Source organism: Cuspidothrix issatschenkoi CHARLIE-1, from assembly GCF_002934005.1.
Classification (GTDB): domain Bacteria; phylum Cyanobacteriota; class Cyanobacteriia; order Cyanobacteriales; family Nostocaceae; genus Cuspidothrix; species Cuspidothrix issatschenkoi.
In genome coordinates this window covers 25,583-35,946 of sequence record NZ_PGEM01000042.1, presented here as the reverse complement: position 1 = coordinate 35,946, position 10,364 = coordinate 25,583, and the positions used below count along the sequence as shown (strand labels likewise).

At 38.0% G+C, this 10,364-nt stretch carries 7 protein-coding genes; 1 reads left to right on the top strand and 6 read right to left on the bottom strand.

Annotated elements, in window-relative coordinates; translation table 11 throughout:
- Positions 1-56: 56 nt before the first annotated feature.
- A complete protein-coding gene (locus CUN59_RS07235) occupies positions 57-2,711 on the bottom strand; it encodes a cation-translocating P-type ATPase (RefSeq protein WP_104387210.1) in 2,655 nt (884 codons plus the stop codon).
- Between the two features lie 183 nt (positions 2,712-2,894).
- The gene (nifJ, locus tag CUN59_RS07230; protein ID WP_104387209.1) at positions 2,895-6,509 is read right to left on the bottom strand and encodes a pyruvate:ferredoxin (flavodoxin) oxidoreductase; all 3,615 of its coding nucleotides are present in this window, start codon (positions 6,507-6,509) and stop codon (positions 2,895-2,897) included.
- A 407-nt stretch (positions 6,510-6,916) separates the two neighbouring features.
- Between nifJ and CUN59_RS07225 the strand changes: the two genes are divergently transcribed.
- Positions 6,917-7,315 (top strand): protein tyrosine phosphatase family protein, encoded by a 399-nt coding sequence (locus CUN59_RS07225; protein ID WP_243406891.1) that lies wholly within the window; start codon positions 6,917-6,919, stop codon positions 7,313-7,315.
- Positions 7,316-7,340: 25 nt separating this feature from the next.
- Here CUN59_RS07225 and CUN59_RS07220 read toward each other — a convergent pair whose 3' ends face one another.
- The 4 genes from CUN59_RS07220 to CUN59_RS07205 all read right to left on the bottom strand — a co-directional run bounded on the left by CUN59_RS07220 (position 7,341) and on the right by CUN59_RS07205 (position 10,311).
- On the bottom strand, positions 7,341-7,625 hold the full coding sequence (locus CUN59_RS07220; protein ID WP_104387207.1) for a HetP family heterocyst commitment protein: 285 nt from the start codon (positions 7,623-7,625) through the stop codon (positions 7,341-7,343).
- Positions 7,626-8,649: 1,024 nt separating this feature from the next.
- Complete coding sequence (locus CUN59_RS07215) at positions 8,650-9,282, bottom strand: phosphoribosyltransferase (RefSeq protein ID WP_104387206.1); 633 nt, start codon at positions 9,280-9,282, stop codon at positions 8,650-8,652.
- Positions 9,279-9,629 (bottom strand): Hpt domain-containing protein, encoded by a 351-nt coding sequence (locus CUN59_RS07210; protein WP_104387205.1) that lies wholly within the window; start codon positions 9,627-9,629, stop codon positions 9,279-9,281. The genes CUN59_RS07215 and CUN59_RS07210 overlap by 4 nt, the downstream gene beginning before the upstream one ends.
- A 52-nt stretch (positions 9,630-9,681) precedes the next feature.
- Positions 9,682-10,311: a ribonuclease D gene (locus CUN59_RS07205; RefSeq protein ID WP_104387204.1), complete on the bottom strand. Its 630-nt coding sequence runs from the start codon at positions 10,309-10,311 to the stop codon at positions 9,682-9,684.
- Between the last annotated feature and the right edge of the window lie 53 nt (positions 10,312-10,364).

Sequence of the window (10,364 nt, the reverse complement as noted above, 5' to 3'; positions counted from 1 at the left end):
AGTGTTCCCCGTTCCCTGTTCTCTTGCCCTAACGACAATTTTTAACGCTAACCTACTTAGGTTATTACTTGTCTGTTTCTTTGCCAAATTTTCAGAAATTCAAACCACACAATACTGAATATTCCTGCGATTAAACAAATGCCTAAATCTATGGGGTGGAGGTAGGAAAAACGAAATAGATGACGTAGGATTGGTAAATATAGAACAAATGCCATGAATACTAATGCCCCACCTAATACCCACCACAAAGCTATATTAGAAAGTGATGATATTCGCTGAGAATGAGAACGCAACATTTCCCATATTGTGTATGACCATGAACGGTTGGTTAAAATTAAACTCAAGTTGGCAATAATTAAAGTTGTAAATGTTAATGCACGGGCATCTAATTCTCCTTGTCCACGATATAATGCTGTAGCAAATACTGCCACTAATACCAGTAATATTCCTACTCCTTGCAGCACTGCTAAACCCAATGTTCTGGTACTAAATAGTGGTTCTTTGGGATCACGGGGAGGACGCTGCATGATATTTTCCTCTGGTGGTTCAGCTTCAAAGACTACTGAACAGGCAGGGTCAATAATTAGGTGCAAGAAGGCAATGTGTATGGGTAATAATACTAATGGCCATTTGAATAAAACCGGAATTAGGGACATTCCTGCAATGGGAACATGAACGGCTAAGGTATAAGCCATTGCTTTTTTCAGGTTGTCAAAAATGCGACGACCGAGTTTAACTGATGTAACAATGGAGGAAAAGTCATCATCTAGTAAAACTAAGTCTGCGGCTTCACGGGCAACATCCGTACCTCTACCACCCATTGCAATGCCGATGTGTGCTGATTTTAATGCGGGTGCATCATTAACACCATCCCCGGTCATGGCGACTATTTCACCGTTGTTTTTTAAGGCATTGACTAGGCGTAATTTCTGTTCTGGAACTACTCTGGCAAAGATATTAACATTTTTGATGCGGCGTGATAATTCTGCATCATCCATTGTTTGTAGTTCCGTTCCAGTTATTACTTCTTCTATGGGTGTTAAACCAATTTGTCGGGCGATATTTCGCGCTGTTCCTGGATAATCACCTGTGATCATTTTAACTTGAATGCCGGCTGTGTAACATTCTTGGATGGCATCAGCGACGGTGGGACGTACTGGGTCTGCAAGTCCAACTAAACCGATAAACTGAAATTCAAAATCATGTTGTTCGGTTGGTAGGTTTGGTTGCTGGAAGTATGCTTTAGCTACTCCTAAAACGCGCAACCCCGCGTTAGCCATTGCTGTGATTTGTTCCGAAAGCTGCTGTAACTGGGTTGGGTTAAAATGGCATAAATCAGCGATCGCTTCTGGCGCACCTTTGGCAGCAATGATATAATCTGTACCATCGGCAGATTGCCATACATGAGACATGGCTAATAATTGCGGTGAAAGCGGATATTCCCGAATTAGCTTCCAGTCATCATCATGTAAATGTTCAGTATTGGCTAAATAATTATTACCCAATTCTCTAAACGCCTTCTCCATTGGGTCGAAGGGGTTGCGCTGGCTGGCAAGGATGCTAAACTCAACTAATTGGTGAAATGTTTCTGGTAATTCCTCCCTCTGATGTTGACTTAAATTATACATTTCCCCTGCTGCAAACATCTGAGTTACAGACATTTGATTAAAGGTGAGTGTGCCGGTTTTATCTACACAGAGAACCGTTGCTGAACCCAGGGTTTCTACTGCGGGCATTTTTCGGGCTAAAACCCGATTTTGGGAAATTCGCCACGCACCCAAGGCGAGAAAAATTGTCACAACGACGGGAAACTCGTTAGGTAAAATTGCCATTGCTAGGGCTAAACCTGCTAAAAATCCGTTTAGCCAGTTGCCCCTGGTCATACCATAAATAACGATGATGGCAACACAAATGGCGATCGCTATTACTGCCAATTTTTTGACTAATTCTCCCGTTTCCCTTTGTAATAAGGTTTCTTCGGTGGTGACTGTTTGTAAGGCTTTGCCAATTTTGCCCAGTTCAGTATTAATACCAGTAGCTTTGACTAGTGCTAAACCTTGACCTTGAACTATCAATGTACCTGAATAAACAAAGGGTAAATCATCACCTCCAGGGGGAGAAATGGGTGGATATTCTTGGTTTTCCTGTACGGGTGAAGCATTCGGGTGATCAATTATCGGTTTTTGCCCTGGGCTATTTTCCGAATGCTTCACCCCTACTTTACGTACTGGTACTGATTCACCTGTGAGTAATGATTCATCAACGGTGAGATGAGTGGAAGATAGGAGGAGGGAATCGGCAGGGACGCGATCGCCTTCTGCTAAAATCACAATATCGCCTCTGACTACTTCCCGTCCTGCAATACGTTTTTGTTGTTGATCTCGAATAACGGAAGCACGAGGACTAGATAAATCTCGTAATGCTTCTAAAGCGTGTTCTGTTTTCTGTTCTTGGTAAAGGGTAATACCCATAATAAAGAAAACAAAACCGAGTAGTATTAGCGCGTCTTGAATTTCACCTAAAAATAAATAAATACCTCCACAAGCTACTAATAGTAGAAATATTGGTTCTTGCAATACTTCCCAAGCAATGGCGAAAAAACTACGCTGTTTACTAGCTGGTAATTCGTTAAAACCTTCGTTTTTTAAACGATAATTTGCTTCCTGTTCTGAGAGTCCAGATATTGTATTAATGTCGAGGTTATTAGACATAATTGCTAATTGGGGATTGGTGATTGGTAATTGGTAAATATTTATTATCAGTTACCAAATTATTTGTGATCCAATTCTTTTTAGTTAAGCCTACAACTCTTTTTTTTGAATGAACCGCAGAGGACGCAGAGAGAAGAAACTATTTTTAACTTAACTAGTTTTTTCTGGTTCTTGATGTTGAGTTTATTGTAATTTTCTGGCGGCTAAATATTGATACATTTGCCAACGGGTATTAACATCAGTTTGGGCTTCTTGTAATAATTCTTTTGCCCTTTCTGGGTTAATTTTGGTCAACATTTTGAACCGATTTTCCATGTACATGGACTGTTCAACCGGTATTCTAGGAGTCCGTGAATCAAGTTGTAATGGGTTCAGACCTTGTTCTACGCGGTCGGGGTTATAACGATATAATAACCAGCGTCCAGCATCTACAACGGCTTTTTGATTTTGCATTGCTGTCGCCATATTAATACCATGAGCAATACAATGACTGTAGGCAATAATTAAGGATGGGCCATCGTAAGCCTCTGCTTCCAAAAATGCTTTTAATGTTTGTTCATCTCTTGCACCCATAGCCACACTAGCAACATAAACGTTACCGTAAGTCATGGCTATTAATCCTAAGTCTTTTTTAGCTGCTGGTTTACCTCCTGCGGCAAATTTTGCTACTGCACCTTTGGGGGTAGATTTAGACATTTGACCGCCAGTGTTAGAATAAACTTCTGTGTCTAATACCAAAATATTGACGTTGCGACCACTAGCAATTACATGATCTAATCCACCGTAACCAATATCATACGCCCAACCGTCTCCTCCTATCATCCAAACACTTTTTTTCACTAAATAATCAGCAAGGGATTTGAGATTTTGGATTTGGGATTTGAGATTGTTTAAAGTAGTATCATTCAACAATTCATCTAATTTATGTTTGAGAATAGATACCCGTTCTCTTTGTTCATAAATATCCGCTTCGTCTTTTTGTTCAGCGTTGAGAATTGCAGTAACTAAATTATCTCCTATTTGGGGTGCAAGTTGTTGAAGTAAATAAACTGCCATTTCCGCTTGTTTATCTATGGAAACGCGGAAACCTAAACCAAATTCGGCGTTATCTTCAAATAAACTATTAGACCATGCAGGACCCCTTCCTTCAGCATTTTTAGTCCAGGGTGTAGTAGGTAAGTTACCACCATAGATGGATGAACAACCGGTGGCGTTTGCGACTATCATGCGATCGCCAAACAATTGTGTTACTAATTTAATGTATGGTGTTTCTCCACATCCTCCACAAGCACCAGAAAATTCAAATAATGGTTCTTGCATTTGTTGTTGATTAATATGATTCAACTTCAAATTTCTGCGGTCTGGATTTGGTAAACTTAAAAAGAAATCCCAATTATCTATTTCTTGTTCTCTTATTGGTCTTTGTTCTGCCATATTAATGGCTTTTTTCTTAGGTTCAGCTTTATTTTTGGCTGGACAAACATCCACACATAAAGCGCAACCTGTACAGTCTTCCGCCGCAACTTGAATGGTAAATTTTAAATCATGCCAATCATGTTCTTTTGCATTGGCACTCTTGAAGGTTGTAGGGGCATTTTCTAATTGTTCTGGTTCATAAACTTTACCCCTAATTACACTGTGTGGACATACCATCACGCATTTTCCACATTGAATACAAACGTCCGGGTCCCAAACAGGAATCTCTTGGGCAATATTACGTTTTTCCCATTTAGATGTTCCGGTGGGATATGTACCATCACAAGGCAATGCACTTACTGGTAAATCATCCCCTTCACGGGCAATCATTTTACCTAAAACATCACGAACAAAGGCAGGTGCAGTATGAGGAATAGGTGATAGTTGACAGGTGACAGGTGACAGTTCTGTTTTTAGTTCTTTATTAGTGATTTCATACAAATTATCCAAGGTTTGATCAACTGCTTGAATATTCATTTGGACGATTTCTTCACCTTTTTTACCGTAGGTTTTACGGATAGATTTTTTAATTTGGGCTATGGCTTCATCTCTTGGTAAAACACCAGATAAAGCAAAGAAACACACCTGCATTACCGTGTTAATATGTCCTCCCATTCCCGCTTGTCGTGCAACTTTATAGCCGTTAATTATATAAAATTTGACGTTTTTATTGATGATCTCTTGTTGCATGGAAGTGGGTAATTTTTCCCAAACTTGATCTTTATCATAAGGCGAATTTAATAGGAATGTACCTCCGGGAACAATATCTTTTAACATGGGGAACTTTTCTACAAATTCCCATTGATGACAAGCAATAAAATTAGCTTTGGTAATTAAATAGGTAGAGCGAATTTGTTGAGAACCAAACCGTAAATGTGAAACGGTTACAGAACCAGATTTTTTAGAGTCGTAAACAAAGTAACCCTGGGCATAATTATCAGTTTCTTCACCGATAATTTTGATAGAGTTTTTGTTTGCTCCGACTGTACCATCTGCACCTAAACCATAGAAAATTGCCCGAACTGTGCTATCTGGTTCAATGTTAAATTGGGGATCATATTCTAAGCTAGTGTGGGTGAGATCATCGTTAATACCAACGGTAAAATGATTTTTTGGAGATCCCCCCTTGCCCTCCTGATTAAGGAGAGTTGGGGGGATCAAATTATCAAATACAGCTTTTACCATTGCAGGTGTAAATTCTTTAGATGATAACCCGTAACGTCCACCAACTACCAATTTTAGATTTTGGATTTTGGATTTTAGATTGGTTTCTTGAATTGCTGTAACAATATCAGTATAGAGTGGTTCACCAATTGCGCCAGGTTCTTTTGTCCGATCTAAAACTGCAATACTTTGGGTCGTTTTTGGTAAAGATTCTATAAATCTTTCGGTGTCAAAAGGACGATATAATCTAACTTTTACAACTCCAACTTTTTCACCATTTTTGTTTAGATAATCTACGGTTTCATGGACTGTTTCACAACCTGAACCCATGAGAATAATTATTCTTTCTGCTTCTGGATCTCCATGATATTCAAAAAGTTTATATTCTCGTCCTGTTTCTGTTGCAAATTCATCCATTACTTGTTGGGTAATATCTGGACAAGCAAGGTAAAATGGGTTAACTGTTTCTCTGGCTTGGAAGTAAACATCTGGATTTTGGGCAGTTCCTCTTAATACTGGTCTATCTGGTGTTAATGCCCGTGAACGATGGGCGATAATTAATTCTATAGGAATGAATTTTTCTAAGGTTTCTGTTGATATTGTTTCTACTTTAGCTACTTCGTGGGAAGTACGAAAACCATCAAAAAAGTGTAGGAAAGGTATGCGTGATTCTAAAGTTGCCCGTGTAGAAATAAGGGCGAAATCTTGGGCTTCTTGTACAGATGCAGCACACAACATGGCAAAACCCGTACTTCTAGCACCCATGACATCACTATGATCACCGAAAATTGATAAACCCTGGGCAGCGAGCGATCGCGCTGCAATATGAAATACTGTAGGTGTAAGTTCACCGGCAATTTTGTACATATTCGGCAGCATCAACATTAATCCCTGAGATGCTGTAAATGTGGTAGTTAGTGAACCTGTTTGTAAAGCACCATGTACAGCACCGGCAACCCCTCCTTCACTTTGTAACTGTACTACTGTGGGAACGCTTCCCCAAATATTTGGTTTATTTTCACTCATCCAAGCATCGGACCATTCAGCCATCGGTGAAGATGGTGTAATGGGATAAATGGCAATAACTTCATTGAGTGGATAGACGACTTTGGCAACCGCTTCGTTACCGTCTATGGTGGCATAAGTTCTAGTTTTCATCGTAATTAACCTTTAAAAACGGCGCAATTTTAGGTAATTGGTATTGACAAGCCTTTTATCTGTCTTCTATTTTCTATCTTGAAGTTAAACTCAAAGTTTGAGGAACTTGTGAGGAAAGCCCAGTAAATATTTATTAAAAGCGAATTAATCAAAAATTATCTCTGATAAAAGACACAAAACTACAAAGTCAGTCTTAGTTTAAGTCTGAGTTGAGTAGTATAGTAGGTTTTGCAAAATTGTCCTCACAACTTCCTCAAATTTTTTATATATAAATTAATAAATCTTAAATCAGCCGTCTAAGAGGAGTAAAAAATATTTGATACATCAACCATAACTTTTCAAACACACTCTAATGTAAAATCCCCTCCACTCTTGAGTAGAGGGGATAAGTTCAAATATCCATCTTGATGAATACAAGTCTAATGGAAGTTGTGAGAAAGATTACAGAACAATTAGCAATTAGCGGACAAATTACAGCAGAGCAAATTACAGATATAGCGCGTGATGGCTATAAATCAGTTGTAAATCTTCGATTTCCAGACGAAAAAGACTGGTGGGAAGATGAACCACAGCAAATAGAGGATTTAGGCTTAAACTATGTGAATATTCCCATTAAATTTGAAGAACTAAACCCTCAGTTTGCTCTGGTAGTATTTAGAATCATGGAAAATTTACCTAAGCCGATCTTGATACATTGTGATAATGGAATTCGTGCCGCGGCAATAGTATTATTCTATATTGCTAATAAACAGGGCATCGAATTTGATCAAGTATGGCAAAAAAACTCCCAATTCTTTTTGTTGTAGAAATATAATTTTTGACTGGGTTACTCTACCTTTCTATGATACTGATAAGTTGACATGAATCTCTGTAATCTACGTTCTTTTTTTGTTGGTTAGATGTTCCAGATGGAACAAGTTGACGATTTTCTTTAATTAACCGGCTGTAAGTACGCTGGGGAATATAGTGAATAGGATTGTAACCTATACAACGTAAAATTAGCACACAAGCCCAAGAATAACGGCCATCGGTGATCGCTTCAATAATTTGATTAAACTGTTCAGGAGAGATGGCACTATGAAAATCTTTCTGGGGAGAAGAAGCTTGGTAGTTCATAAATAACCCTGATATTAAAGGACTGAAGGTTAATAGGTAATGAAAACTTAAATCGGAAAACTGTAGCTTAAGATTAATGAAAATCTTGTGATCAAGAAAACACATTTTTCCTGATTCAATAAGTTTTCTAAATCTTGAGATTTTGGTGATCGAATCTGAATGCTAGTCAAGTTAATGGCAAAGTTTAAATTTCGTATTTTGGGCTATGAATAATTTTCTGTTGGTAAATCATCTTGATATCTAAGCTTGAGTATAGCTATTAGTTGACAATCAAATATCAACATTATTTGTGATTATCAGAAAGTTTTATTAATTTTCTGTGAGGTTTGAGTAGCAGCAGCATCAATAATATATAACTCCAATTGAAAGGATATTTTTAAAGTCACCAACTTATCTAAAACATCTCTCTAAACCCCTATTCTTGGATGATAGGTGGATCATTCCTATTTTCCTAGAGAAATGCGAACAATAGAGTCTCCGGTAAGCTAAAGCGAACACGGACTCGGAAAAAATGAAGAGTTTTGTTTGTGTGCAGGATGAACCGCGATTTCTAATTTATGGGGAAGTTATAAATTTAGACTTTACAAACATCCTCTTAGGTTATTCAGGCTTATTTGTATCATTAAATACTTTGAAAATATTCTCTTCGTCCTTTCGACAGAGTTGTTTTGATTTCTTGGTTGAATCAATTGTCCAAGAACAAATAGAAAATATAGATATTGGGATTGTGAGACTATTTAAATAGTCATGCAACGTTTAACTATTTCCTCTCAACATTTTTGTAAATACCCCTTGTGACACTATTATATGTAGAATACTATGTTTTTAGTCTTCGGTAAGCCAAGTTGGCATTTTATTTTTATAGACATTGCGAAGGGTAGGTCTGAAAACTGCGTAGTAAATGACAATATCAATAGTGGCACAATCAGTATTTACAAAATTAGTTCCCTGTTCCCTCTTACCCAATTAGTAATTTAAGCATAACAAGTACCGAAGAACCATAAGATTTTGTTGCTTCTGTCGGTTAAGCTAAAAGTGCGCGAACTTCCTGATCCGTAGTTTGCGTAAAATCCTCATACCACCAACCAATTGCAGACATAAATTCTGGAGACTGCAAACAAACCACATCATCTACTTCTAAACGGAATTCTTTACAAATACTCAGGGATGCTATGGGAACTGCAACTATGATCTTTCTTGGCTGTTGTTGTCGCAGAATAGCGATCGCAGCACGTATAGTTGCACCCGTGGCAATGCCATCATCTATTAAAATAACTATTTTGTTGTGAACATTAATCGGTGGTTTATGTCCTCGATAAACTTGATCTCGTCGTCTTAATTCCTGTAATTCTTGGTTAATAACTTGACCAATTTGTTCTTGAGCTATTCCTAGAGAATCAATGATATCTTGATTTAGAACAATAATATTCTCAGCAGCGATCGCCCCCATGGCCAGTTCTTTGTGTCCAGGTACACCAAGTTTCCTGACTATACATATATCTAGGGGCGCATTCAAATATGTAGCTACTTCAAAAGCTACAGGCACACCACCACGGGGTAATGCAAGTACCAATACATCCTCATGGTTTTTGTATGCTTGTAGCTTTTGAGCTAACATTTGACCCGCTTGAATACGGTTCAAAAATTTTTGGCTCATGGTATTTTGGCAATTTGCTTTAAAGCAATTTCTACTTGTTTATATTCATCCTTTAGCCTTGATACTAATTCTAAAACTCCCTCTAAATTCTGATTCTTGCCTTTTAATTCTAACTCTAGACAAAGCCGAGAAAAATTAACTGCTCCCAAGGAAGCACTGCTAGACTTTAACTGATGGGCGGCTTTATTAAGAGCATCAGCATCTTCATTCTTAACAGATGTTTGAATCGCTGTCAGTATTGGAGGCGATTCTAACAAATAAGTATGGATAATGTCCGCTAAAATTTCTACCTCACCCCCGAGCATATCTAATAAGGAATTTAAGACTTGAGTATCTATTGGCGACATTTGTAAAATTTTGAAAGTGCTAAATTTAGATAATTACCAAAATTAGGTGTAATCAATGTTCAAATAAGTCTTTGAATTGCAATAAATCTAAAGTTACTATTGTGGGTAAAATTTGAAAACATTCTTGGGCAATTTGCCAGCGTTCTTCCCGTTGCAACATGGTCATAAGCTTTTGTTGTATGCTCAGGAGGTAGCGCACATCATTAGCTGCATAACTAAGTTGCGCTTCAGATAAATTATCGGCGTTACCCCAATCAGAACTTTGAGAGCTTTTATCTAATTCAACTTTTTCTAATTCTAATACTACGTCTTTTAATCCATGACGATTAGTGTAGGTACGTGCTAATTTACTAGCGATTTTAGTGCAAAAAATCGGCTGTACGCAAATCCCTAAATTTTGCCGTAAAGTAGCAACATCAAACCTAGCAAAGTGAAAAACTTTGAGGCTTTGATTTGCTTCCATGAGGGTTTTTAAGTTTGGCGCTGCTGTTTGTCCTCTCAAGATGCGAATGGCAGCAACTTTACCTTCTAGATTACACAGTTGGACTAAACACAAGCGATCGCGCTGAGGTAAAAGTCCCATTGTTTCCGTATCCACAGCGATAGCCGGAGACTTTAAGTACTCCTCTAAGCTGGCATCACTTAAATCACTATCGCACACCTGAAAATCTGGTAATGTCATAAAGCTGTCAAATATAAATTATCTTTATTTTGCCAGACAATATGACCATTGCT

Bases quoted from the DNA above. Each gene is read 5' to 3' on its own strand.
- CUN59_RS07235 (WP_104387210.1), bottom strand. From the start codon at position 2,711: ATGTCTAATAACCTCGACATTAATACAATATCTGGACTCTCAGAACAG.
- nifJ (WP_104387209.1), bottom strand. From the start codon at position 6,509: ATGAAAACTAGAACTTATGCCACCATAGACGGTAACGAAGCGGTTGCC.
- CUN59_RS07225 (WP_243406891.1), top strand. From the start codon at position 6,917: ATGAATACAAGTCTAATGGAAGTTGTGAGAAAGATTACAGAACAATTA.
- CUN59_RS07220 (WP_104387207.1), bottom strand. From the start codon at position 7,625: ATGAACTACCAAGCTTCTTCTCCCCAGAAAGATTTTCATAGTGCCATC.
- CUN59_RS07215 (WP_104387206.1), bottom strand. From the start codon at position 9,282: ATGAGCCAAAAATTTTTGAACCGTATTCAAGCGGGTCAAATGTTAGCT.
- CUN59_RS07210 (WP_104387205.1), bottom strand. From the start codon at position 9,629: ATGTCGCCAATAGATACTCAAGTCTTAAATTCCTTATTAGATATGCTC.
- CUN59_RS07205 (WP_104387204.1), bottom strand. From the start codon at position 10,311: ATGACATTACCAGATTTTCAGGTGTGCGATAGTGATTTAAGTGATGCC.